The organism is Agromyces sp. Root81 (assembly GCF_001429165.1).
Classification (GTDB): domain Bacteria; phylum Actinomycetota; class Actinomycetes; order Actinomycetales; family Microbacteriaceae; genus Agromyces.
The window spans coordinates 1,442,786-1,466,869 of the sequence record NZ_LMIR01000002.1 but is presented as its reverse complement, the minus strand read 5'-3'; the positions used below and the strand labels follow the sequence as shown (position 1 = coordinate 1,466,869).

Below are 24,084 nucleotides of genomic sequence, written 5' to 3'. Positions count from 1 at the left end.
GTGGTTCGCTGCACATCGATGGAGGTCGAGATGAGCCTGTCACGCAAGCGCCGGAAGGAACTCAAGCGACTGCAGAGCAACGCTGGGGAACTCTGGGAGAACCAGCAGCACGTGCTCGAGCACGCCAACGCCGTCGCCCGCGAGGCCAGCCGTCAACTCGGTCACCTCACGCGCGAAGAGGTCGTGCCACGCGTCCGCACCGGGTACGACAGTTATGTCCGCCCCAACGTCCAGCGCGCGAGCAACGTCGCACGCACGGCCGGCGACACGATGGAGCGCACCGTGGGCAACGCGCTCGGCTCGGTGCTGTCGATCGGCGACATCGCCAACGACGCACGGGTGCGGCGTGCCCTCGAGCGCGTGTCGCCGCGCGCGGCCGTCGTCGTCAAGGAGAAGAGCGGCCCCGGCGTGGGCACCTACCTCGCGATCGGCGCCGGCATCATCGCCGCGGCCGGCGTCGCCTATGCCGTGTGGCAGACGTTCCGGGCCGACGACGAGCTCTGGGTCGCCGACGACGAGCCGAACCCCGGTCCGTCCGCAGCGGCCTGACCGCCCGGCACTTCCGATGGCCCCGCCTGTTTTCAGGCGGGGCCATCGTCGTCTCACCGCTTCACGGTCAGTGCTGACCCTGATTCTCGACGAATCTGTGAAAACGCCTTGCGCACGGCGTGAGAATCCCGCTAGTGTCTTGAACCGGCGTCCAACACGCCGAGCAGAGAGGAGTTGATACCCATGATGAAGCACATCTTCACGCCAGCATTCGCTGCGACACGCACGGGAGTCCTCCTCGGGTCTCGAGCCTGCTAGCAGTTCGCCCCGACGGCACACGCATTCGCGACTGACCGTCATCTCCGCCCCTCGGGCGTGACTCCTGCGGCATCAGCCGCGCTTCCCGTCAGCGACCTCGTCGCCGGCCGCCTCCTCACGGAGCGAGCGGATGCCCCGGACTCACCTCATGCCCGGCGGTGCGAACCGGCACTCCGCCCTCGAGTGCTCCAGTGCGCCCGCACGCCCGGATCACACCGTGGAGCCCGCCCATGCGGCGACCCTGCGCAGCGATCCTCAGCACCGCGGCACGATCCCTCGATCATCGGCCGGATCGGGCGCCGCTCCACACCAACCAGCACCACAACAACCAGCACCACAACAACCAGCACCACAACACCCAACACACAAGAAGGAATCACCGTGAATACGAGTACCATCACCGCCGGCCGATCCGCACAGGGTCAGGCCGTCACCCTCCGTGCCGATGCACGACTGGGGGGCGAACGACTCGCCCGTCGAGTCGGCCTCGCACTCCTCGCCTGGGATCGACGACGCGACGCGCAGCGCACGCACTCGGCGACCGTCGAGCGCCGCAGGAACGAGCTGATCGCCGCACGCGTGCAGGCCGCGGAGTTCCAGCGCATCGCCCTGATGACCCAGCCGTTGATCTGAGCTCATCATGCAGAACATCGACACCACACCAGCCCGGCCCCCGCGGGTCGAGGTCGTCGCACACGCGACGGCATCGGCCTGCGGGGCGCTCGGCGGCCCGCGGTCGTGTCGCGAGCGGTTCGGCCATGACGGTCGGAACGTCGGCGACGCGGCCGCGGGCGCGGGCGCACGCAGAGACATCCTGAAGCTGCCAGGAGCCGCGCCCGGCACCGTGCCCGGCCCCTGCTACTCCCGAGGCAGCGGAGGCACGCCGTCGGCCGGTTCGGCCGCATTCAACCGCAGGGCGATGTCGAGCAGGCTCACACGCTTGAGGTGCGGCACCTCGTCGAGCGCGAACCAGCGGGCCTCGTCGCTCGACCCGTCGACCTCGTTGCGGAGTTCTCCGCCGGTCACGCTGGCCCGGTAGACGACGCGCATCGCGTACAGCGGTACGGCGCCCGTGTGGCGCTTCGACGACGGCACCACCATGGTGTCGATGCCGAGCAGGCGGTCGACGGATGCCTCGTAGCCGGTCTCCTCGAAGATCTCGCGCCGTGCCGCCGCGACGGGGTGCTCGGAGCCCTCGATGCCGCCGCCTGGCAGCGTCCATCCCGAGCGACCGTGCTCGTTCCAGTGCGAGAGCAGGATCCGGCCCTCGCGGATGATGACCCCGTACGCAGCGATGCGGATGTCCATTCGGACACTGTAGCGGGGGCATCGACGTGCGCGCCCGCCACCGCTATGGTCGAGGCACCCGAGAAGTGAACGGAGCGGCACGATGACCGGTGCGTCGAACATGATCGCTGCGTCGCCCGAGGTCGATCGGTACCTCGACGGCCTGGCATCCGAGCAGGCGGATCTGCTCTCGCGACTGCGCGACGGCATCCGCGGCGTGGCGCCGGCCGGCGCCGTCGAGAGCATCAAATGGAACGGGCCGAACTACGCGATCGACGGCACCGATCGGGTGACCGTCGGCGTCGATCCACGTGGCAAGGTGCGCATCGTGATGCACCGGGGCGTGAAGATCGTCGATGCCGACGGGTTCAGCTTCGACGACGACACCGGCCTGGTGCGCTGGGCGGCCGTCGACCGAGGGGTGATCGCCCTCGACCCGGTCGAGATCGATGAGCACCTCGACGAGATCGTCGCGCTCATCGCTCGCTGGCTGCGGCTCTGACGGTTCGAAGCGAATACGGCCCGCGACATTCGCACATGCTCGGCGTGAAGGTGATTTTCCTACAACGGGGAGAGCACCCACGGGCTCTTCTTGTCGGTCATCGCATCGGATGCGATGCCGATGATGCCCTCGAGCATCACCCCCTGGCCGCCGATTGCTGCGCGCCCCAGAATGTAGCCTCGCGCGAAGATCGGCCAAGACGTGAAGTTTGTGGTCACCTCTGCCCCCACAAACTGAATGATTCGATCACGTTCCCTCTCGTCTATGTGGCCGAGGTCACTGCACATGCGAGCCAAAGTGACGAGGCGCCCGAGATCCCAGGCAAGAATTCCTTGCTTGTAGTGGTTGGGCACGTAGGGGCCGTTGACGGGGTCCTTGAGAAGACGATAAGTGTCTGCCACGTTCGTCAGCATCAGTCTGGCCCTGGCGTATGCGGCGGCAAGCGCGCTCTCGCTCGGGTATCGCCCGCTGTGAGCGAGAGCGCGGAAGAGATCGTCCTCACGGCTCTCAGCGGGTGCTTCGTCGTAAGCCTGATATGCCAACTCGAACACAAATCGATCGCCGGTCTCGATCAGCCAGCTCAGCCGTTCAGCGGCGTCCTCTGGTGAGCGAATGTCCCACGCAGAGCTGAGCCCGTACGCGATTCGATCCTGAGGGAGACCCGTTTCGGGAGTATCGGCATACGCCATGATCTGCTCCGAATTGATCAGCCCCGCACCCAACGCGCGCTGTTCAGTGAGTGAGAGCCCTTGCTCCCGCGGTCCTTGACGATACTTCTTTCCGGATATCGCTCGAAGTGCGGTTCGCAACCATTGAGCTGCCATCAGGCGCTTACTTCTTTCAAGGAGAAGGCCGCGTTGTCCGCGTGGCGTTTCACGGTGTCGACGAGCATCGAGAACTCTTCGGTCGAATGCATGTTGTCGGCGTCGAAGCTCACTTTGGCGGGATTGAGAGTCGACGCCCAGAGCGTCACGGTGTTTTCCTCACCTGTGGTGATCGCAACTTTGCTGATGTCGTCGAAGTTGACGGTCGTGAGTACTCCCTTGAAACCTCTGACGCGGGTAAAGGTCAGTGAGGTCTCGGTCAGCACGATCTGACCACCGTTGCTGCGCGCGGCCCGTTTCTTCACGAGGGTACTCACCGTCAGGAAAGTCGCAAGGATTCCGATCGCGGCCAGGATCCCATTGGCGACACCTGGAGGCAGGTCAAGTCGCAGCGTACCGACCTTCATTTCGTCGAGCGGAAAGAGGATGGTGATCGCAATGATTGCTGGGCCGATGAGACCGAATACGAATTCCAGGACAGAGAAAGCGGGCTTGTAAGACATGGTTTTCAACGTCACGGAATCCTCAAACTCGTTTGGGCAGGGTGCAAAGACAGCCTGCAGCACGCGAAACCCTAGCGCACCAGGCGGTCGAGCAACCTTCACGGCGGAGACTCACCGCTCGTGTCTTCGTCGTAGATCACATCGGTTCGTCAGCCGATGATTCCGAGCCGATGCGCTTCATCGAGAGTGTCCTTCACATGCCAGACCAATTGGTAGCTCGCGGCTTCGGCGTAGGTCACCCAGGCGAAATCCGAGTGCTCCGACGCCGCGAGCACCACAGGCGATGCCCCATCCTCTTCGGTGCGAAATGTCACCGTATGGAAGCGAATCTCTCGGCCCTCGGTATCGACATTGACAGCATGCGAGATTGCATCGCCGACGCGAACATTCAATCCGGATTCCTCAGCAACCTCGCGCCGGGCAGCATGAGAAGTGGATTCTCCTGCCTCAACTGAGCCCCCGGGGATATCCCACAGGCCACCCATGTACCGTCCCTCATTGCGGCGAATGATCAGCGCCTTGTCGTCTCGAGTGACCAAGGCATGCGCAACCCAGCGATCTTCCACAGCCCAAGTCTCCTCGATCGGGGAGCTCGAGGGGAACTTCGAGCAGACCTCGCGCACGGCCCGACGAGCTCGCGGTACTCGCGGTACTCGCGCCGGATAGGCTCGCGCCGTGACTGAACTGGACACGCGGCAAACCGACAAGCCACGGCAGGGATCGACCGGTGGCCTGGTCGCGATCTTCTTTGTCACGAGTGTCGCAGCGACGATCGCAGCTACGGCCAGGTGGTCCATCGTTCGGACTGTGCTCTACTTCGGCGGCGGGTTCGCGGTTGCCGTGGGAGTGTTGCTCTTCGCAGGTTTGACCGTCGGAACGGCCTGATGACGGCTTCGCCGTCGGGCGCCCTCTTGGTCCGGCCTTCATGCCGTCCTCGAGGGATGCGCTTCGACTTCTGAGCGGGCGCCACCGCGCCACGCCTTCTACAGTGCGAGCTTCAGCACGAGTTCCAGGCGCTCGTCATCGGTGGAACGAAGCGGCGGCAGGAGCAGGCTCACGATGCCGTGCTCCACGGCGGTGCCGTCGGGGCGGGCACGATCGCCGACCATGATCGCTTCCTGCGGGGCCACACCCAGTGAAGTCAGCGCGTGGTCGTAGATGTCTGGGTGCGGCTTCTGCGCGCCGACCTCGAAGGACAACGAGTACGAGCTGATTGCGTCCGCGAGGCCGACGCTCGCGAACGCCGGGCGGATGTCGAAGTGGATGTCGCTGACAACACCGATCAGGATGCCAGCGCGCACGAGCGCACGAATCGTCAGGACTGCGTCGTTGGCGAATCGATTGCTGGCGTAGTCGAGCTCTGAGCCGTAGAGAGCTTCTGCGAGCTCTTCGTCGAGGCCGGCGTCCGAGAAGACCTCCATGAACGCGGCTCGGTGCAGAGCAACGTCTGCGTCGAGGCCTGGCGCATCCATGCGGTCCTCATCGCCGTTGCTCTCGCGAATGCGCGTCGCGATCTCAGAGACGATGGCCGCGTCATGGGGACGTCCCGCCCGGCGCAACCCATCGGCCACCCACTCTTCGGGAGTCGGCGAGACGACCAAGGTGCCGCGCCAATCGAAGAGGACAGCACGAATAGTCACGTGCTCAACATACTGAGCCCGGCTGGCCCACCCGATGATCGACCGCATGCCGTAGCGATCATGAGCAGCGGGACACGCGCCGTGGGCGCACATCGAGGCTCGTCAACACACGACGTCGATCGCGCTACTGGTGCTGCACAGCGGATGCACGATCGGTGAATTCGACGGCTACCCGATCTTCGACAGTGAGGCAGTGCCCGCCGACGAACCTCCGGCTGAGCTTGCCGACCAGGATCTGCACGGCATCGATGTCGACAGCCTTCGCTTCGCGACTGAGCTACTTGGCGGCTCGTCGGTTGTGCACGGGGATCCAGAGCAGCGAGGGTGCGAAGGCGAGCGCCACGAGCAGCATGACGGATATGCCGATCTCCGGCGCCAGGAGCGCCGCGCCGAGCACCACTGCGCCTGCGCCGATCGAGCGCAGCATGATCGATCGCGACGGGACGTGCGCCGGGTTGCTCAGGTACGGGACACGTCGTCCTCGATTGGCGCGAAGGAGCATCCTGGTCGACCACCAGAACATCGATGCTCCCGCGATCGCGACGATCCATCCGACGATGAGCTGCATGCCATCTATCCGATCACAGCCGCGAGTCTCCTTCAAAGCGGCGGGCAGGGATCAGCGCTGCACGGTCAACTCGACGAACGCAGGATCCGCGAACCTCGACTTCTGAGCCGACATACGTCACCGTCACCGTCAGAGCAGCCCTCGTGCGAAGTTCGGCCTTGCGCGCGATGATGCATGTATGAGCCACGACCCTCCGAGCGCTGCACAGGAACCAACCAGCGACGCAGCACCCGACGACGACGCAGAGGACGGCGAGACACAGCACGTCCTGGAGGTCCATGTGATGGATGCCTCGCCGGCGGGCTTCCGTGGTGGATCGCGACCGAGCAGCTCTCAGGAGACGTTCGGTACCTGCTCGTGCGGTGCGTGGCGCAGCGGAGCGGAGCGGAGAATCGACGCACGCTCAAGCGCCAGCACGATCGACATGTCGCGAAGGCGAGGCGGGCAGGCGCCGGCGCGGCTTCGCCAGACAGAGGCTTCCTCGGCAGCAACCCCGACGACCCGCGCTCCGTCCTGCAGCGCCATCGTCAGGCGACAGGCTAGGTGTGGCCGAGGGGGCTTCCGGGGGCTTCGATGTTGAGGGTGTGGATCGGAGACCAGGCATGACCAACAAGCCGTACGACGGAAGGGCCGTTGCGATTGAGCGTCGCCCGATGCTGTGGGCGATGTTCGGCGGTTCGATTCTCGGAGCCGCGTTGCTTTGGGTGCTGTGGGTACTGCCGATCGCCGCATCAGTTGCCAACGCCACCCCCATCCCGCTCGGCGCCGCACAGGATGTCCAGTTGCGCGCCGGAGACCAGCTCGGCATCTGGACGTCGGCGCCGGTCCCTGGACTCGTGCAATGTGCAGCAACGCAGGGCAACGGGGAGGAGGTCGGCTTCTCTCACGGCCCGACGACGGGATGGGACACGACGCTCTGGTGGGTGACGCCAGGAGACGGCTTCACGCAACAATTCAAGATCGCCGCGCAAACCGACGGACCGATCAGCGTCCGGTGCTGGTCCGGCGCCGCGGATCCCGAAGGTGACTACCTCATCGCGGATGACACCTTCATAGGCGGCACCATCGGGCTAGGACGATCGGGCGCCAATGACTACGCGTTGAGCGCCGTACTCGCGATCGGGGCCGTGCTCCTCCCGCTCCTCGCCCTCGCGCTTCTTCCGGTCTTGATCTTCGGCCCCAGACGGAATCGCGGCTAACGCGGCAACGACGGCTGCCTCGGGATGAAGATGTGCAGGCCAAGCGCGTTGCGCTTGCAAGACGGGCGCTCGACGAACTGCTGGCGCCGAAGGAGCTCGGCAACCCCAGCGGGGATGTGATCGATGGCATTGGCTTTCTTGACATCTTGGGAACCGAACCCGGCCAGGAGCGATACGGATGTGTTGTCGGTGCGTCGTATTTCAACGCGGGCGTAGTCCGTATCCGTCCGGACCAGTATTCGCGCGATGGATGCCCACGGGAGAATCAGTTCTGGCCCGACGCTGCGGATCCGAAGACCAGCATCACTCCAGTCGACGGTGTAGCGCTTCCTGCGCCACACGAAGACTCGCAACAACGCGAGCACAAGCACGATCCCCAGCCCACCGGCAACTGCGACGATGGCCGACGTGCCGAGCGTGATCCCGGTTCCCGTCGAGAATGCGATCATGATCGCCGCGGCTGCAACCCCTCCCACGGCCACGCAACCCACGATGATCGCAACCAGCTGGCGCATCGACACTCGGGTTGCGCGGATGGTCAACCGGTATCCGTCTTTCACCGTCCCGAGAGATTCCCACATCATTTCAGCCTACGGTCGGCTCCGCTTTGCGGAGTTCGCTGTTCGGCGTATCACAGGGGTTGCTGGCGATCACACGAGACGAGTGACGATGTGTGCATGGGGTATCGCTCGTTCACGAACAGCACATGAACCCGAGGGGGACGGTACGACGGGATAAGGTCGAACATCCCACGGCCCGGGCTCAGAATCGGTTTCCGCCGCGATCACATCGCCGGCACGTGCGGCCCCGACGGAGAATCACGAGAACTCCACGCTCGCGAGACCGGACGAGGTCGCGCCACGAGACCGATCGGCCCAGGCAGACCGCTGGTATTCGCTGACCGCGTCCGACCTCCGCGTCAACAAGTCACTTCGCATCTCGTAGCAGGGCAGCTCGGTTGAGCGTCGCGTACACGGCCAAACCTCGATCCCGGAGTGCTTCGGTGACCTGCGCGCCCGTCCTGATACCGTTTGGCGGTGACCGGAGACACTGAGGAGGACGGGCGCCTTGCACAGTTCCGCGAGGAATGGCCCCGGCACGTGAGCTGGGCCGATGTGCGGGCCGAAGCGCCAGACGTCTTCCGGTCGGCGGCCAAGGGCGTGCTGCTGCTGTTCCTCGCGGTCGCCGTATCCGTGCTCTGGTCGAGTCTGGGAATGGAGTTCCCATGGCGGATCGCCCTGCCTGATTGGATCGCCTGGATCCAGGGTCTGTTGATCGTCGCGGCCGGCTTGCTCTGCGTGGGACTGCTGATCTGGGCGTGGGCGCTCCTTTCGATGCCGGGAGACACGCGTCGTGGCATCGCCATCGCCCGCTTCGCGCGGCAACGCGGACTCATGTACTCGCGATTCGGCTTCGCGCCGGAACGCCTGGGGATCCTGTTCGGCGGGGGACGAGACGCTGCGAGCCCGCAGGGCCGCCGCCGTGAGGATTCCGACCCAACTCGGCCCTCGCTGTTCCGCGCCGGCTTCGCGCTGTGGCAGAGCACGGAGACACGGTTCCCGCCCCTGCAGATCGCTGTGGCGAGCTATACCGGCGGGAAGAACGACCCGAGGGGGCCGCGCGGCGCGTTCCGCTACATGGAGATGACACTGCCCCGTCGGCTCCCGCACCTCATGATCGATGCCCGCGGCAACGGCAGCCTGCGCGCGCTGCTGCCGGGCACGCAGCATCTCTCACTCGAGGGCGACTTCGACCGTCAATTCTCGGTGTACGTGCCGGTCGGGTACGAGCGGGATGCCCTGCAGCTACTGACGCCCGACGTGATGGTGTGCCTCATCGACCACGGGCGCCGCTGGGACATCGAAATCGTCGACGCCCGCCTCGTGGTCGCGTCACGTCGTTTCCGAAAGAGCTCCGATCGGGCCGAATACACCGCGATGCTCTACTTCTCGGAGCTTATCGGGCGCGAACTCGGCCATCAGGCGAAGTCCTACACGGACCCACGAGCCGCGAACCCGCGAACGCAGATCGCCACCGCGGGAACGAGACTCCGCCTCCGTTCCACCATCTGGATCACGCTCGCCTTCGCGAGTGTGTGCGCGCTCATGCTTGCGTTCCCCCATGCGCTCGTGTGGTTCCTCGACCGCTGAGTCGCGGAATTCTGTCAGGTCAACCGGCAGGGATCCTGCAGGGAATCGCTCAACGAGTCACTGAGGCCCGACGGACCCGTTCGTCGGGCCTCAGCATCGCCGCGACCGGAGTCCGACGGCCGGTGAATCCACGCAGCCCGACAAGAAGTCGCCGCCGAGCACGACACGAGACATGTGACCATGTTGCCCATGGGATATCGCTCGTTCACGAACAGTCGAAGCATCGAGGCAACGCCGGATCAGCTCTGGCCGATCCTGCTGGATCCCAGCGCGATGTCTGTGTTCGCTGAGCATCCTGTGACTGTTGAACCAGGGGGTTCGCTGCAAGGCGTCGCCGGAGAGACCTGGACCGAGACGCACGGACCCGAGTGCGACGATGACCGCGTCCTGTGCAAGCTCGTCACCGTCGATCGACTTCGGCGACTTCGCCTGAGCACGAAGCAGCGCGGCATCAAACAGACCGTCGAGTACACGCTGACGCCGATCGACGGCGTACGCACCGAGCTCCAGGAGCGGATCGTGTTCGCGCCGACGTTCGCGGGCGAGCCCGGGCAGCAGGCCATCTCGTGGCTGTTGCTCCTGACCGGACTGCTCGCGAAGTTTGGAAACGACGCGGGCAAGTCTCTTGAGTCGCTTGCTCGCTCGGTGACACGGGAAGACGGAGTTCAGCGGGAGGCGATGGCCGCGTACGCCGCTTCCTTCGTGCTGGACACTGCTGATCCCGAGGCGCGCGCCGGCTTGGACTACTCGCGGGCTTCGCTCCGCACCGTCGACGACATACTCGGCGAGCTCCACCGTCGCGGAGATACGCTGCCGGCGGATGAGCAGCTGCTCGTTTCCGCGTACGTCTTCGAGACGCTGCGCCGAGAGTTCGGCGGCGAGTACCGCCGCAGGGATGGCGAGAATCCGTGGATCCTCGTCATCGGCGAGCCAGACTTCCAGCTCGAGGTGCTGGCCATGAGAAAGATCGTCGGACGAGTGGAGAACGGCGACGAGGACGGCCTCGTGTTCTTCAGCGACGGTATTCCTGCGCTGGTCGAAGCTCGCCGATCGGCCACCCTGATCTAGGCTCAGCACCCCTGGCTACAGGGTTTCGTCGCCCGGGGACGAGCTTGTGCCGCGGTTCGGGGTGAAAGACCCGCGGCGCCAACCAGCAGCGCGCGATCGCGGGCGTCAGCCTCGTCGGGGACGGGATCGTGATCACGCTCTCGGGGCTGCCGGTATCGTTTCAGGAGCTGAATACGCGATTCGTTTGGAGGGTGCAATGGGCGCATGGGGCACGGAGCCTTGGAGCTCCGATGGTGCGGCCGATTGGTTCGCGGGATTCTTCGAAGGGATCAACGCGGACGCGAAGATCACTGCCGCATTCGCCTATACCGATGACTATGACGCAATCCGGGCAGCATGTTGGGTACTGCAGAAGTTGGGCCGTCCCATGATCTGGCCCGGAGATCTCGACACGCTCGACGGGTTCCTCGCTGAGGGCATCGGGCTTCTCACTGCGATGATCGATCCCGACACAGACGAAGGCGAGGAGTTCTTGGAGCTCTGGGACAACGATGCGTCAGTTATCGAGTCAGTGCGTGATCAAATCCGCGAACTCGAGATGCTCCGCATGCCCCCGACTGAGGCAGGTTAGGGCAAACGGCAGTAGGTGTTTGCACCCAGTGCTCAGCGTTGGCGCCGACCGGGACGGAAGTCGATAGCGGCGGCTTTGCCGGCCAGGTCACCCTCGTCAGCGCAGCGCCCTACCCTGTTGTGATGCAACCCCGCCGACAGCCGAAGTCCATCCATGCGACCGTGCTTCATGACGGACGTGTTCTGCTCGAGCTCCGCGCCGACTGGTACACGATCCTCGCCGTCGCCGAGTCACGTGTGGACGAGGTCGAGCGGACGACGGACATCCTGATCGGATGGGCGGCGGTCGACCGTTGGGAGGCCGTGCCGCGCTCATTGCGGGACCCGTTCGCGGACAGGTATCGCGAGGGGTACCTCGTGAGCCTGCCTGGCAGCGACCGTGAGATCCGTCGCGCTGACTACACGCCGGCCGCGCTCGAACAAGGATTCGCACTTGCCTTCGTCGGCTCGGATGCTGGGTCGAGTCACGCTGCGAACACGGCGGCTGTGGCTCAGGAGTTCGCCCGCGAGTTCACCCGATGGCTCGCTGTCTTCGCGGGCCGATCCCGGCGCATGGCCGAAGCACGCCTTGCTGGTGGCCGGTACCTCCCCATCATGCAGTCCTACCTCGACGATGCGCGCGCAGTGGTCGATGCCGCGGATCAGGACTACTACGAGGTGTTCTCGAGGACCGTCGGCGCCGTCCTCGGCGACGAGCGATATCTACTGCTCTCGGAGCGGGCAGAAGCCCGGAAGCTGTACGTCGAGCTCCAGGCCGAGCAGTCGGACCTCTACAACTGGTACATGAACCTCGCGAAGGGCGGCGTGGTGGGGTCGAGGCGACGGCAGGGCGCCTGATCCGCACGGTGGCCGACACGAACCGCGCCACGTTCAACAACATGGCTAGCCTCGAGGGGTGACGTCAGCCGCATCCATCCTCGACCGAATCGTGACTGCCATCGACGACGAGGAGTTGGGCGCGTACGGCGTGCATGTGCTCATCGGCGATGATGAGGCGCAGCATCGCTGGCGCAGTGACGATCGAGTGCACCTCTACTCCGTATCGAAGGGAGTGAGCGCGCTTGCAGCCGGGATCGCGGTGGACGCCGGAATGCTCTCTCTCAACACTCGCGTCGCGGAGGTTCTGCCAACCATGCAGCTCGGTGATGGCGTCGATGCAGTGACGCTGCGCCACCTGCTCAGGATGACGAGCGGGATCGACTTCGAGTGGTGGGGCAATCAGGAGGTGCCGTGGCCGGATCTTGCGCAGGAGATGCTGCGCCGCCCCACACGCGGACCAGGTGAGGTCTACCAGTACTCCGACGCGAGCACTTACGTTGCGATGCGGATGTTGGGGACGATTGTCGGCGACGTGCGGGACTGGCTCCTGCCGCGACTGTTCGAGCCACTCGGCATCCACAATCCGCAATGGCATCGCTGCCCGCTGGGCTGGATCGTGGGCGGTACCGGCCTCGAGCTGCGGACCGAGGAGCTCGCCCGCATCGGCCGTGTGCTCCGTGACCGCGGCGAGTGGCGAGGGCATCGGATCGTGGATGCTGCGTGGATCGACGCAATGCACACAGAGTGGGTACCGACGGGGTGGAACGGAGACTCGTCGCGCTACGGCATCGCTGCGTGGGCGGGGCCGGGCGACGGCTGGCGACTTGACGGACTCTACGGCCAGTACGTCTACGTCGACGCGAAGCGCGATGCAGTCGTCACTATCACCGCGCACGAGGAGACCCACGACCATCGCCTCGTCCAGATCGCATCGAAGGCCCTCGGCGGCGACTGACCGAGAGGGACTACAACGAGGTCGGGTCCACGGAAGAGGTACGTAGGTACCTTGTCGTCGCCGCGACGCACCTCGTAGCCTCCGAGGAGCACCTTCACTCATAGTCGCGACCGAGGGGGACGGTACGACGGGATAGGGTCGAGATCCAGTACGCCACCAGCGATGCAGCGAAGGAGGAGGCATGAGAGCAACGGGTACCAAGGGCTTCCTGCTTTTCATGGGTGCCGGCCTGGTGGCACTTGCCGCGACGTTCGTCATCTCCTCAGCGATCCCGTCGAACCTCGATGTGGTAGCGGCGACAACCGATTCTGAGCCCGGGCCGTGGGATGTTCCCAGCGACGCCTGCTCAGACCCAAGCGTGAAGGCCGAGGCCGAAGCGGCACGTGCGGCCCCGACGGAGAACCACGAGAACTCCACGCTCGCGAGACCGGACGAGGTCGCGCCACGAGACCGATCGGCCCAGGCAGACCGCTGGTATTCGCTGACCGCGTCCGACCTAGCCCTTCAGCACTGCTTGATGTCGCTCGGTTCCTGACCGGACCCTCGAGGCTGTAGCGTACGGATTCCCTTCTGGCCCCTCAGCGACGCCCACATTCGTGGTCCACGAATCTGGGAAGAATCTCGTCCGTACGGACATCCTCTAATGTGATGGAACTTTCCGAAGACGCCGAGGGCGCATTGTGGGACCGCGCACGTCGCGACGATGGTGACGCGTTCGGGCTCCTGTTCGACAGACACCGCGATCGGGTCTACCGGCGGGCGCTCGGTCTCATGGCGAACACGCACGATGCCGAGGATGTCGCGGCCGCCGCGTTCTTCGAACTGTGGCGGAAGCGTCGTGCGGTGCGCCCGGTCCAGGGGTCGGTCCTGCCTTGGCTGCTGGTCACGACCGTCAACCTGTCGCGTAACGCTCAGCGGTCGAGCTCGCGATATCAGCGAATCCTTCGCACGATGCCGCGGGAGGCAACAGTCCCAGCGCCCAGCGGGGAGTCGGTGGAGACGCGGCAACGGCTCAGGGACTCGCTGCAGGCCCTTTCCCCTGTCGACGGCGCCCTCTTCGTACTGACGGCTCTCGAGGATCTGCCGCTGGCCGAGGCCGCCGAAGCCGTCGGGCTCAAGCCGTCCACCGCGCGCATGCGACTCCACCGTGCTCGACAACGGCTGCGCGTCGACTTGCACGACCTCAACCCCACGTTCCAACCCGCTGTAGAAGGGAACCTCCCATGAGCACGACCGAGATGGATGCCGCCTTCGCCCGAGGCGTTCGGGCGGAACTCACGGCGATCGGCACCAACAACAGCCGGTTGCAGCGACGCCAACGCCGCGTCCGCACTGTTGCATGGAGTCTCAGCGCGGTCGTCGTAGCCGGCGCCACCACTGGTGCAGCCGTCATCGTCAACAGCCTCCCCGGGACGACGACCGTCGCCCCGCTTGGGGACATCGTCAGTGCGACGAACACCGGCACCGCGAGTATCGACCTCGGCTTCGCCCCAGCGAATGCGACCGTTGTGATCGTCGACCTCACCTGCGTCAGCGACGACGGGATGGTCTTCCTGCAGACCGTTCCCGGCGCGGGATACGAAGGACCGGACACGGTTGGGATGGACTGCGCGGTCGTTGAGCGGACCACCCACATCGAGAACGGCCTACCTCCACTCGCGGGCACGACCTCGATCACGATCGCGGCCGACCCTGGCACAACCTGGAAAGCCACGGCACAGTACGCGACCTCGACGACGACAGAGTGGGGCGTCAACGCCAACGGACAGAGCTACGGCGTCCCCAACGTCAACGGTGTCCCCGACCTCACTCCCGCGATCGCCTCCAACGGCGAATGGGGCTACGTGTTCAGCGAAGATGTCATGGCCATGGAACAGGAAGGGTTCATCAACGTCTACGAATCCGACGGCACCACGGTCGTCGGCCAGCAACCTATCCAGATCGCCGAGAACATCCCCCTGGACGAGACCAAGATCCCCAGGAGCCTGCCGTTTTCGACAGACAGCGACTGACGAGCGAGCACCCGCGGTACGAATCGGTCGAGACCGCGGACAGTGCGTTCGAGGCAGCGCACGTTAGTTAGCATTCGCCCGGTCACTGGCTGGAGACATGCTGCTGCAGTTCAGCTGGGCACCGGTGGTCAGCGATTTCGGGTGGGGCGGCAGTGTGGGTGGACGCACTCAGTGGAGCAGCGGGGAGGCGGGGACGGCCATCATTACGCTGAGCAACAGCGTCGCCGAACAGTGGCCGTCGCCTCTATCCAAGAACCTGATCGCTCACGAGGTCGCCACGCGGTGGGACCGATGTGCTCAACGCTCTACGACCCTGCATCCCAGGACGCGATCGAGGATTTCGCGACGGCCTGGGCGATCAGCCGGGGCTTCACCGGCGACGGCAATGGGGTGTCGCTGCATGGCAAGCAGACGCGTGAGTGCGTGGCTGCGGGTGGGACATGCCCAACGAGCACGGGACGAGGGGCGGCGATCGGGCAACGACGCCTGCTCAGCTCCGCTCTGTCGTTTCCAGCTCAGCACGCAGCCTGTCGATCGAGACGCGTGCGGCGTCCTCAGCGTCTTTCGCTGCGTTCAGCTCTGCGACATCGGGATCGGGATCGGTCAACGCTGACCGCTCGACCTCGTCATCCGGGCGTTCCTCCATAACCAGCGTGAAGTCCTCGTCGCCAGTCTCCGGCTGGTCAGCTCGGTGTCCGGGCTTGGTGAGTTCCAAGCTGGCCAGGTGCCTCTGCAGCCGCTTCGACATGGGGAGGAACGTGGCCAGTGTGAGGCTGCCCGAGAGCGCGGCACCGAGAACAGGGATAGCTTTCGCGATTCCGCTGGCGAAGAGGTTCTTGGTCATCGACACCCCGAGGTAGCCGGCGACCTTCTTGACGATCGGATAGATCAAACCGTGGGTGAGCGCCTTCTGGGGCAGCTTCTTCACCACCTGCGCGGCGATCATGGCGGAAACCTTCGTCACCCCGCTCTGCGCGATCTGGACTCCGACCATGACCCCGACGAAGAGGGTGAGGATGCTCTCGGTGGCCTCGTCCATCTCTTCGCCTTCGGCGAAGAGATCGGGCCAGCTGTAGACATAGGCAAGCTTCTGCGCGATACGGAGCATGTGACCGATGTACTGCGCCATGTCCGCGGGTATTGTCCCGAGCATCGCGAAGCCGCCCGGGATTCCCGCAAGAGTGGAGATACCTGTTGCCTTGGTCGTCTCGTAGGAGATAGATGTGTTCGCTACCACTGTGAGGACCTCGAGCGGTATGCCTGCAGCTGCCGGGCTCTCTGCGATGGCTCGTTCGATCTGTTCATCGGTGCAGTGGCGCTTGAGCGCCACGCGAAGGTAGGCCGCACGGTTGATCCGGACACCGGGCAGCTTTGCCGCTGTGTCCAGCACCTGGGTGAATTTCGATCCAGCGTGCTCGATCTCTTCGGTCTGGGCCATGGGTGCATGCTATCGGTGGGCGTCTCCGTGCGATTGAAACGGACCTTTGGGACCACGAGTGGTTGATCTGTGGGGCGGGTTCCGGAGAATGGACGCATGCGCGATCCAGCACGAATCCCAGAGGTTCTCGAGCAGCTCGGCGCTTACTGGCGCGCCAACCCCGATCATCGACTCGGGCAGACCGTCGAGAACCTGACGCCCCGTGGCGAGTTTGTATTCCAGGTCGAGGACTCGACTTTGCTCGCAGCCCTTCGAGAGGCGAACGAGGCTCCTTCGCCCAGCTAGGGAGCCGTCAGGAGCTTCGAAGTGTCTGATTAGGGAGAATGACGCCGTGCTCGAGGATGATCGGGTCGGTGTCATCCCGGTCATGCTCATCCCAGTCGTAGCCGAGTGAGGAGAAAACGGCGGGAGCTCGGGTCGCGAGGGCCCACTGGGGTGGGTCGATCCCCAGCCCGGCGAAGTGCCGGTGCACGAGCGCGGCGAGTGCTGCGTCGAAGTGGCTGTCACCGGTGGTCATCGGCGGCGTGATGGTCGCGACGCAAGTCTCGATGAATGAGGCTCGGGCGAGGTCGTCCGAGAACTGAATGAGCACGCGCAGCACATCCGGTGACCCGTCTCGCAGCTGGTCCCGAATGTCGAGCGCTACTTCGACGGTCGTGGACAGGTAGCGGGGTAGAGCAACGGGTCTGATGCCGAGGGCGTTGTTGATCGCGTCCAGGGTCCTCGTCGACACCTGTCCGGACCCAGATTCCAGCGCGGACACGTCCGTCTCGGAGACACCCGCACCGCCGTGATCGTCCATGCCGCGACCGTCATCTCGAACCTCCCGACCATTCGATCCGACCACCGTACTCGCACCCACAGGTGGGATGTCGGTGGGGCTCGGTAGCGTTCGGAGCGCTCAACGATGAGCAACACCGTCGGTCATCAACACCTATTGAACGGAAGTCACATGAACATCACAACCATGCCCACGGACTGGAAGAACAACGCCGTCCCCACGCTTCGAGCGGTTCTCGCTGAAGCTGTCACCGCGGAGATCGCGGAGGCCTTGTCGGAGGAAGGGTCTGCCCGCTGGTTCGGCGAACAGAACCCCGGCTTCGACGTCATCAGTGTTGCGGAACGCTTCAACCCGGACGAGAGCCCGGACGCGGATCTGTACATAAAGGAGACCGTCCGCCGCAACGCGAAGTCGATCCGACTGATGTCGAACGACCGGGGTGATTGGGCGATCCTGGCTCAACGCGACGCCAAACGATTCAACCCTGCGAAGGTGGACGTCCTCACCCTCGTGCACATGGGCGAGACGGAGACCGCGTTCGCGATCGACCTAGACACGGGTACGGCGTCAGGAGTTGCGACTTCGCAGATTCTCGATGTGTGGGAGGTCCCCGTCGGACGAATGAACGAGCTCCTCGACGACATCGCGGAGAACAACCCCGACAAGACGCTCCGCAACTGCGAGCTCGACCTCGACCACATCGAGGAGTTCCGGGTGTTTGGCCGCATCCGCGACTTCTACCCGGCCTGGCTGGAGGAAGCACGCGACGAGCTCGCCAGCTGCGAGGAGAGCTACACCGGCTGCCTCGAAGACGTCGCCGCGCTCAAAGACTCGAACATCCCAGCCGCCGAAGCGAGCCAGAAATACAAGGCGCTGGAAGAATCGGCGACCCGTCTGATCACTGCACTGCTGGCCGTGCACGTCGGACGTCGAGTGGAGGGATTCAACCTCAGCTTCGACGGAGGGGCGAGCCTCGCCATCGCGTACGACCGCTCGAGCGCGAATGGCGTCTGGTACTCCCTCGAGGACCTGGTGGAGAGGGAAGTGGCGAGCGGAGGATTGAGTCGCCGTCTGAACGACATCCTCGGGTCGTTCGGCCTCGACCCGGACCTGCCGGGCGCGATGCACGAGCACGACGGGGTTTACCAGTCCGCCATCGCGTTCAACGAGGTCAATTGGCCGGCGGCGCCCCAGATCGAGCCGCCGTCTGCGCCGGCTCCGTCGCCCCTCCCCTCGACGGTCTCGTCCAACGGGTCGCGACCTCGGCCGCCTCGTCCGAACGCGGCGGTGTGATGCTCGACGATCTCGGCATCCGTTAGCCGAGACCCAATGATGAAGCCCCCGGTCGTGTGACCGGGGGCGCATCTGGGGCGCACGTTGCACATAGGGCTGTCAGCGCTCCGCGTGATTCCGCGGGACATGGGGCACGCCCGGGCGCGCGCGAGTCAACACGAATTACTACCGAGTTTCTACAGAATTACTCTCACTTGACCGATGACAATGTGGTCTTGAGAGATGAAAAACGCCGGAACTCCGCGGTTGTGCGCGAGATTCCGGCGTTCTGGTGACTGTGGAGCCTAGGAGATTCGAACTCCTGACATCCTGCTTGCAAAGCAGGCGCTCTACCAACTGAGCTAAGGCCCCGGGTGGATGCCACGTGGGCATCCCGTTCTTATGGAATTGTTCGGAGTGGGGATACGAGGACTTGAACCTCGGACCTCTTCGTTATCAGCGAAGCGCTCTAACCGCCTGAGCTATATCCCCGAATTTCGGCCGAAGGAAAGACTACCGGACGCGGCAGGAATCTCCGAATCGGGCCGAAAACGGCGTCAATTGTTGGTGAAACCGACGAGGATTCCGCCCGTGATCTTGACGCTCAGGTTGTACAGCACCGCGATGATCGCACCGAGCGCCGTGGTGACCACGAGGTTCAGGAGCGCTGCGACGACGGCGAAGCCCATGACGTTGCCGAGCGACAGGATCGACGTCAGGTCGCCTCCGGCGCCGGCGACATCCTGCACGAGCTCGTTGATCTTCTGGAAGATGCCGGTCGAGTTCAGCACCGTGTAGATGAGGAACGTGGCGACGATGCTGACGACCGCGAGGCACACGGCGACGAGGAACGACAGCTTCACCGCCGACCAGAAATCGATGTAGACCAGTCGGAGGCGCACCTGCTTGGCAGGGGTCTTCCGGTTGGACTTGCGGGCCAACTTCTCGGCGACGCTACTCATGTACGGTTACTCCTCTCGCGCGGGCTCGGCCGCTTCGGACTCTGCGGCCTCCTCCACGAGATTCCGTTCGGAATTCTTCGCGATGGCGATGATCCGGTCGTCGTTCGCGAACTTCGCGAACACGACGCCCATCGTGTCCCTGCCCTTGGCGGGAACCTCGGCGACGTCAGAGCGTACCACCTTGCCGCTGGCAAGAACCACAAGCACCTCGTCGTCGCGGCCGACGATCAGGGCGCCCGCGAGGTCGCCTCGATCTTCGCTCAGTTTGGCGACCTTGATACCGAGACCGCCTCGGTTCTGCAGGCGGTACTGGTCGACCGCGGTGCGCTTGGCGTACCCGCCCTCGGTGACGACGAACACGAATCGTGCGTCGTCATCGGCGGTGTCGATGTCGGCGGTGTCGGCGGCATCCGTCAGCGAAGCTGCGACGACGGATGCCTCGAGCAGCTGGTCGCCCGGACGGAACGACATGCCCTTCACACCCGAGGTCGAGCGACCCATGGGCCGGAGCGCGGCATCCGTCGCCTCGAAGCGCAGGGACATGCCCTTCTTCGAGACGAGGAGGATCTCGTCGTGCTCGTCGGCGAGCATCGCCGAAACGAGCTCGTCGCCGTCACGCAGGTTGATCGCGATGACGCCGCGCGAGCGGTTCGTGTCGTACGCCGTCAGCTCGGTCTTCTTGACGAGGCCCTCGCGAGTGGCGAGCACGAGGTACTGCGCCACGCCGTAGTCGCGGATGTCGAGGATCTCGGCGATCTGCTCGTCGGGCTGCATCTCGAGCAGGTTCGCGACGTGCTGGCCCTTCGCGTCGCGGCCGGCCTCCTGGATCTCGTACGCCTTCGCCCGGTAGACGCGGCCCATGTTCGTGAAGAACAGGAGCCAGTGATGCGTCGTGGTGACGAAGAAGTGCTCGACGACGTCGTCGGCGCGCAGCTGCGCGCCCTTCACGCCCTTGCCGCCGCGGTGCTGCGAGCGGTAGTTGTCGCTGCGCGTGCGCTTCACGTAGCCGCCGCGGGTGACGGTGACCACCATCTCCTCTTCGGGGATGAGGTCTTCGACCGACATGTCGCCGTCGAAGCCCGGCATGATGTGCGTGCGACGATCGTCGCCGTACTTCGCGACGATCTCGGCGAGCTCCTCGGAGACGATCGTGCGCTGCCGCTCGGGCGAGGCGAGGATCGACTCGTAATCGGCGATCAGCAGGGCCAGTTCTTCGGCCTCGTCCATGATCTTCTGGCGCTCGAGCGCTGCGAGACGGCGGAGCTGGAGTTCGAGGATCGCACGCGCCTGCAGCTCGTCGATGACGAGCAGTTCGATGAGCCCGTCGCGGGCCTCCTCGACCGTGGGCGAACGACGGATGAGTGCGATGACCTCGTCGAGGGCGTCGAGCGCCTTGAGGTACGCGCGCAGGATGTGCATGCGGGCTTCGGCCTCGCGCAGCAGGTACTGCGTGCGACGCACGATCACTTCGATCTGGTGGTCGACCCAGTGCGCGATGAACCCGTCGATCGACAGCGTGCGCGGCACCCCGTCGACGATCGCGAGCATGTTCGCGCCGAAGTTCTCCTGCAGCGAGGTGTGCTTGTACAGGTTGTTCAGCACGACCTTGGCGACCGCGTCGCGCTTCAGCACGATCACGAGGCGCTGACCCGTGCGACCCGAGGTCTCGTCGCGGATATCGGCGATGCCGCCGACCTTGCCGTCCTTCACGAGGTCGGCGATCTTGATCGCGAGGTTGTCGGGGTTGACCTGATACGGCAGCTCGGTGACGACGAGGCAGGTGCGACCCTGGAGCTCCTCGACCGAGACGACCGCGCGCATCGTGATCGAGCCGCGCCCCGTGCGGTAGGCGTCGTTGATGCCCTTGACGCCGAGGATCTGCGCGCCCGTCGGGAAGTCGGGGCCCTTGATGCGCTGGATCAGCGCCTCCTGCAGCTCTTCGCGCGAGGCTTCGGGATGCTCGAGGTACCACTGGGCGCCGGAGGCGACTTCGCGCAGGTTGTGCGGCGGGATGTTCGTCGCCATGCCGACCGCGATGCCGACCGAGCCGTTGACGAGCAGGTTCGGGAACCGTGCCGGCAGGATCGACGGTTCCTGGGTGCGACCGTCGTAGTTGTCCTGGAAGTCGACGGTCTCCTTCTCGATGTCCCGCACCATCTCGAGTGCGAGCGGAGCCATCTTCGTCTCGGTGTATCGCGGGGCGGCCGCGCCGTCGTTGCCGGGCGAACCGAAGTTGCCCTGGCCGAGCGCCAGCGGGTAGCGCAGGCTCCACGGCTGCACGAGACGAACGAGGGCGTCGTAGATCGCCGTGTCGCCGTGCGGGTGGAACTGGCCCATCACGTCGCCGACGACGCGGGCGCACTTCGAGAACGCGCGATCGGGACGGTAGCCGCCGTCGTACATCGCGTAGATGACGCGGCGGTGCACCGGCTTCAGGCCGTCACGCACGTCGGGCAGCGCGCGCCCGACGATGACGCTCATCGCGTAGTCGAGGTACGAGCGCTGCATCTCGAGCTGCAGATCGACCTGGTCGATCCTGCCGTGGATGCCGGGGCCCTCTCCGTCGGCTCGAGCCTCGTCGCCGCCGGGGTTGATCACATCAGATGTCAAGGAAACGCACGTCCTTCGCGTTCTTCTGGATGAAGTTGCGGCGGCTCTCGACGTCTTCGCCCATCAGGGTGGAGAAGATCTCGTCGGCGGCGGCCGCGTCGTCCATGGTGACCTGCAGCAGCGTGCGGGTCTCGGGGTTCATCGTGGTCTCCCACAGCTCCTGGTGGTTCATCTCGCCGAGACCCTTGTAGCGCTGCACGCCGTTGTCCTTCGGGATGCGCTTGCCCGCCGCGACACCGGCCGTGAGCAGGGCGTCGCGCTCCTTGTCGGAGTAGACGTACTCGTGCTCGGCGTTCGTCCACTTGAGGCGATACAGCGGCGGCTGCGCGAGGTACACGTAGCCGAGCTCGATGAGCGGGCGCATGTACCGGAACAGCAGCGTGAGCAGCAGGGTCGTGATGTGCTGGCCGTCGACATCGGCGTCGGCCATGAGCACGATCTTGTGGTACCTGGCCTTCTCCGTGTTGAAGTCCTCGCCGATGCCGGCGCCGAACGCCGTGATCATGGCCTGCACCTCGTTGTTGGCGAGGGCGCGGTCGAGGCGAGCCTTCTCGACGTTGAGGATCTTGCCGCGCAGCGGCAGGATCGCCTGCGTCTCGGGGTTGCGACCCTGCACGGCGGAGCCGCCGGCCGAGTCGCCCTCGACGATGAAGATCTCGGAGACCGACGGGTCCTTCGACGAGCAGTCCTTGAGCTTGCCGGGCATGCCGCCCGACTCGAGGAGGCCCTTGCGTCGGGTCGCCTCACGCGCCTTGCGCGCCGCGATGCGGGCGGTGGCGGCCTGGATCGCCTTGCGGATGATGTCACGTGCCACCGTGGGGTTGCGCTCGAACCAGTCGCCGAGCTGGTCGGCCGTGACCTTCTGCACGAACGACTTCGCCTCGGTGTTGCCGAGCTTCGTCTTCGTCTGGCCCTCGAACTGCGGCTCGGAGAGCTTCACCGAGATGACCGCGGTCAGGCCCTCGCGCACGTCGTCACCGGAGAGGTTGTCGTCCTTCTCCTTGATGATGCCCTTCTCGCGCGCGTACTTGTTCACGAGGGTCGTGAGCGCAGCACGGAAGCCCTCTTCGTGGGTGCCGCCCTCGTGGGTGTTGATCGTGTTCGCGTAGGTGTGCACCGATTCGGTGTACGACGTCGTCCACTGCATCGCGACCTCGAGCGCGATCTTTCGATCGGTGTCCTCGGACTCGAAGGAGATGATCTCCTCGTTGACGAGGTCGGACTTCTTCGAGCGGTTGAGGTACTCGACGTAGTCGACGAGACCGCGCTCGTAGAGGAACGTGTCGGTGCGAGGACCGGGAGCCGCGGCATCCGCTTCGCTGGCCGCCGTGTCATCGGGGTCGATCTCGACGTGGCCGCTGCGCTCATCGGTGAGGGTGATGCGCAGGCCCTTGTTGAGGAAGGCCATCTGCTGGAACCGGCTGCGGAGCGTCTCGTAGTCGAACTCGACGGTCTCGAAGATGTCGGGGCTCGGCCAGAACGTGATGGTCGTGCCGGTCTCGTCGCTCGCCTCGTCCTGCGAGAGCGGCGCGTCGGGCACGCCGACCGTGAACGACTGACGCCAGACGTGTCCCTCGCGCTTGACCTCGACGTCGAGCCGGGTCGAGAGCGCATTGACGACGGATGACCCGACACCGTGCAACCCGCCGGAGACGGCGTAGCCGCCGCCACCGAACTTGCCGCCGGCGTGCAGCACGGTCAGCACGACCTCGACCGTCGAACGGCCTTCGGTCTTGTGGATGCCGACCGGGATGCCGCGGCCGTCGTCGATGACACGCACACCGCCATCGGGAAGGATCGTCACGTCGATCGTCGTGGCATGGCCCGCAAGCGCTTCATCGACCGAGTTGTCGACGATCTCGGAGACGAGATGGTGCAGGCCTCGGGGGCCCGTCGAGCCGATGTACATACCCGGCCGCTTGCGAACCGCTTCGAGGCCCTCGAGTACTTGGATCTCATCGGCACCGTAAGCCGGTGTCTGCTGGGCCTTCGTCGGTTCCGCTGTCATGTGTGAATCGGGCTCCTGACCGTCATTCTGGCGACTCTCGATCCTATCAAATCGAGGGTCGACGGGGGCCTCGAAGCGCCGATCTGGGGCGATATCAGGTCGGAAGTGA

General features: G+C 65.0%; 28 protein-coding genes and 2 tRNA genes. 15 read left to right on the top strand and 15 right to left on the bottom strand.

The window, feature by feature from the left end; genetic code table 11:
* Positions 1-30: 30 nt before the first annotated feature.
* The gene (locus ASE14_RS12020) at positions 31-549 is read left to right on the top strand and encodes a hypothetical protein (protein WP_056656303.1); all 519 of its coding nucleotides are present in this window, start codon (positions 31-33) and stop codon (positions 547-549) included.
* Between the two features lie 639 nt (positions 550-1,188).
* The gene (locus ASE14_RS12015) at positions 1,189-1,440 is read left to right on the top strand and encodes a hypothetical protein (RefSeq protein ID WP_056654778.1); all 252 of its coding nucleotides are present in this window, start codon (positions 1,189-1,191) and stop codon (positions 1,438-1,440) included.
* A 225-nt stretch (positions 1,441-1,665) separates the two neighbouring features.
* On the opposite strand, the gene ASE14_RS12010 is transcribed toward ASE14_RS12015, so the two are convergent.
* The gene (locus tag ASE14_RS12010) at positions 1,666-2,115 is read right to left on the bottom strand and encodes an NUDIX hydrolase (protein WP_056654777.1); all 450 of its coding nucleotides are present in this window, start codon (positions 2,113-2,115) and stop codon (positions 1,666-1,668) included.
* An 82-nt stretch (positions 2,116-2,197) separates the two neighbouring features.
* Here ASE14_RS12010 and ASE14_RS12005 point away from each other — a divergent pair, with 82 nt between their 5' ends.
* Positions 2,198-2,596 carry a DUF1801 domain-containing protein gene (locus tag ASE14_RS12005; RefSeq protein ID WP_056654776.1) on the top strand — a complete coding sequence of 133 codons (399 nt, stop codon included), beginning with the start codon at positions 2,198-2,200 and terminating at the stop codon, positions 2,594-2,596.
* A gap of 59 nt (positions 2,597-2,655) precedes the next feature.
* Here the strand turns inward: ASE14_RS12005 and ASE14_RS12000 are convergent, their stop codons facing one another.
* The 3 genes from ASE14_RS12000 to ASE14_RS20815 form a co-directional block, all read right to left on the bottom strand.
* Positions 2,656-3,420, bottom strand: coding sequence for a DUF1266 domain-containing protein (locus ASE14_RS12000; RefSeq protein ID WP_082600611.1), 765 nt, complete (start codon positions 3,418-3,420; stop codon positions 2,656-2,658).
* Entirely contained in the window at positions 3,420-3,986 is a 567-nt protein-coding gene (locus tag ASE14_RS11995; RefSeq protein ID WP_056654774.1) for a hypothetical protein, read from the bottom strand. Before ASE14_RS11995 ends, ASE14_RS12000 begins: the two co-directional genes overlap by 1 nt.
* 86 nt (positions 3,987-4,072) lie before the next feature.
* Positions 4,073-4,489: an NUDIX domain-containing protein gene (locus ASE14_RS20815; protein WP_162257735.1), complete on the bottom strand. Its 417-nt coding sequence runs from the start codon at positions 4,487-4,489 to the stop codon at positions 4,073-4,075.
* Positions 4,490-4,598: 109 nt separating this feature from the next.
* On the opposite strand from ASE14_RS20815, the gene ASE14_RS20810 reads away from it, so the two are divergent.
* Positions 4,599-4,808, top strand: a complete 210-nt coding sequence (locus tag ASE14_RS20810; RefSeq protein WP_162257734.1) for a hypothetical protein — start codon at positions 4,599-4,601, stop codon at positions 4,806-4,808.
* A 98-nt stretch (positions 4,809-4,906) separates the two neighbouring features.
* On the opposite strand, the gene ASE14_RS11990 is transcribed toward ASE14_RS20810, so the two are convergent.
* From ASE14_RS11990 to ASE14_RS21240, 3 genes are all read right to left on the bottom strand, one after another.
* Complete coding sequence (locus ASE14_RS11990) at positions 4,907-5,611, bottom strand: HAD family hydrolase (protein ID WP_200953314.1); 705 nt, start codon at positions 5,609-5,611, stop codon at positions 4,907-4,909.
* A gap of 229 nt (positions 5,612-5,840) precedes the next feature.
* Complete coding sequence (locus tag ASE14_RS11985) at positions 5,841-6,131, bottom strand: hypothetical protein (RefSeq protein ID WP_056654773.1); 291 nt, start codon at positions 6,129-6,131, stop codon at positions 5,841-5,843.
* Positions 6,132-6,464: 333 nt separating this feature from the next.
* Complete coding sequence (locus tag ASE14_RS21240; protein WP_157372956.1) at positions 6,465-6,656, bottom strand: hypothetical protein; 192 nt, start codon at positions 6,654-6,656, stop codon at positions 6,465-6,467.
* Positions 6,657-6,733: 77 nt separating this feature from the next.
* On the opposite strand from ASE14_RS21240, the gene ASE14_RS11980 reads away from it, so the two are divergent.
* The gene (locus ASE14_RS11980; RefSeq protein ID WP_056654772.1) at positions 6,734-7,330 is read left to right on the top strand and encodes a hypothetical protein; all 597 of its coding nucleotides are present in this window, start codon (positions 6,734-6,736) and stop codon (positions 7,328-7,330) included.
* Here the strand turns inward: ASE14_RS11980 and ASE14_RS11975 are convergent.
* Positions 7,327-7,914: a hypothetical protein gene (locus tag ASE14_RS11975; protein WP_056654771.1), complete on the bottom strand. Its 588-nt coding sequence runs from the start codon at positions 7,912-7,914 to the stop codon at positions 7,327-7,329. The genes ASE14_RS11980 and ASE14_RS11975 overlap by 4 nt on opposite strands.
* 453 nt (positions 7,915-8,367) lie before the next feature.
* Between ASE14_RS11975 and ASE14_RS11970 the strand changes: the two genes are divergently transcribed.
* The 8 genes from ASE14_RS11970 (at position 8,368) to ASE14_RS11935 (ending at position 14,904) form a co-directional block, all read left to right on the top strand.
* Positions 8,368-9,480 (top strand): hypothetical protein, encoded by a 1,113-nt coding sequence (locus tag ASE14_RS11970; protein WP_157372955.1) that lies wholly within the window; start codon positions 8,368-8,370, stop codon positions 9,478-9,480.
* 180 nt (positions 9,481-9,660) lie between these two features.
* The gene (locus tag ASE14_RS11965; RefSeq protein ID WP_082600606.1) at positions 9,661-10,548 is read left to right on the top strand and encodes an SRPBCC family protein; all 888 of its coding nucleotides are present in this window, start codon (positions 9,661-9,663) and stop codon (positions 10,546-10,548) included.
* Positions 10,549-10,744: 196 nt separating this feature from the next.
* On the top strand, positions 10,745-11,119 hold the full coding sequence (locus ASE14_RS11960; RefSeq protein WP_056654768.1) for a hypothetical protein: 375 nt from the start codon (positions 10,745-10,747) through the stop codon (positions 11,117-11,119).
* A 122-nt stretch (positions 11,120-11,241) separates the two neighbouring features.
* Positions 11,242-11,955, top strand: a complete 714-nt coding sequence (locus ASE14_RS11955) for a hypothetical protein (protein WP_157372953.1) — start codon at positions 11,242-11,244, stop codon at positions 11,953-11,955.
* A 58-nt stretch (positions 11,956-12,013) separates the two neighbouring features.
* The gene (locus ASE14_RS11950) at positions 12,014-12,892 is read left to right on the top strand and encodes a serine hydrolase (protein ID WP_056654766.1); all 879 of its coding nucleotides are present in this window, start codon (positions 12,014-12,016) and stop codon (positions 12,890-12,892) included.
* Positions 12,893-13,073: 181 nt separating this feature from the next.
* Positions 13,074-13,427 carry a hypothetical protein gene (locus ASE14_RS11945; protein WP_056654765.1) on the top strand — a complete coding sequence of 118 codons (354 nt, stop codon included), beginning with the start codon at positions 13,074-13,076 and terminating at the stop codon, positions 13,425-13,427.
* A 113-nt stretch (positions 13,428-13,540) separates the two neighbouring features.
* Positions 13,541-14,119 carry an RNA polymerase sigma factor gene (locus tag ASE14_RS11940; protein WP_056654764.1) on the top strand — a complete coding sequence of 193 codons (579 nt, stop codon included), beginning with the start codon at positions 13,541-13,543 and terminating at the stop codon, positions 14,117-14,119.
* Positions 14,116-14,904 (top strand): hypothetical protein, encoded by a 789-nt coding sequence (locus tag ASE14_RS11935; RefSeq protein WP_056654763.1) that lies wholly within the window; start codon positions 14,116-14,118, stop codon positions 14,902-14,904. Before ASE14_RS11940 ends, ASE14_RS11935 begins: the two co-directional genes overlap by 4 nt.
* A 490-nt stretch (positions 14,905-15,394) precedes the next feature.
* On the opposite strand, the gene ASE14_RS11930 is transcribed toward ASE14_RS11935, so the two are convergent.
* Complete coding sequence (locus ASE14_RS11930; protein ID WP_200953313.1) at positions 15,395-16,342, bottom strand: hypothetical protein; 948 nt, start codon at positions 16,340-16,342, stop codon at positions 15,395-15,397.
* A 96-nt stretch (positions 16,343-16,438) separates the two neighbouring features.
* On the opposite strand from ASE14_RS11930, the gene ASE14_RS20595 reads away from it, so the two are divergent.
* Positions 16,439-16,627 carry a hypothetical protein gene (locus tag ASE14_RS20595; protein WP_157372952.1) on the top strand — a complete coding sequence of 63 codons (189 nt, stop codon included), beginning with the start codon at positions 16,439-16,441 and terminating at the stop codon, positions 16,625-16,627.
* Between the two features lie 7 nt (positions 16,628-16,634).
* Here ASE14_RS20595 and ASE14_RS11925 read toward each other — a convergent pair whose 3' ends face one another.
* On the bottom strand, positions 16,635-17,144 hold the full coding sequence (locus ASE14_RS11925) for a hypothetical protein (RefSeq protein WP_056654762.1): 510 nt from the start codon (positions 17,142-17,144) through the stop codon (positions 16,635-16,637).
* Positions 17,145-17,294: 150 nt separating this feature from the next.
* Here ASE14_RS11925 and ASE14_RS11920 point away from each other — a divergent pair, with 150 nt between their 5' ends.
* Entirely contained in the window at positions 17,295-18,416 is a 1,122-nt protein-coding gene (locus ASE14_RS11920; protein WP_056654761.1) for a hypothetical protein, read from the top strand.
* A gap of 278 nt (positions 18,417-18,694) precedes the next feature.
* Here ASE14_RS11920 and ASE14_RS11915 read toward each other — a convergent pair.
* From ASE14_RS11915 to gyrB, 5 genes are all read right to left on the bottom strand, one after another.
* Positions 18,695-18,767 (bottom strand) — tRNA-Ala (locus ASE14_RS11915).
* Between the two features lie 46 nt (positions 18,768-18,813).
* Positions 18,814-18,887, bottom strand: a tRNA-Ile gene (locus tag ASE14_RS11910).
* A gap of 65 nt (positions 18,888-18,952) precedes the next feature.
* Positions 18,953-19,357, bottom strand: coding sequence for a DUF3566 domain-containing protein (locus tag ASE14_RS11905; protein WP_056654760.1), 405 nt, complete (start codon positions 19,355-19,357; stop codon positions 18,953-18,955).
* 6 nt (positions 19,358-19,363) lie between these two features.
* Positions 19,364-21,865 carry a DNA gyrase subunit A gene (gyrA, locus tag ASE14_RS11900; RefSeq protein ID WP_369816498.1) on the bottom strand — a complete coding sequence of 834 codons (2,502 nt, stop codon included), beginning with the start codon at positions 21,863-21,865 and terminating at the stop codon, positions 19,364-19,366.
* Between the two features lie 91 nt (positions 21,866-21,956).
* The gene (gyrB, locus tag ASE14_RS11895; protein ID WP_056654759.1) at positions 21,957-23,975 is read right to left on the bottom strand and encodes a DNA topoisomerase (ATP-hydrolyzing) subunit B; all 2,019 of its coding nucleotides are present in this window, start codon (positions 23,973-23,975) and stop codon (positions 21,957-21,959) included.
* Positions 23,976-24,084 lie beyond the last annotated feature (109 nt).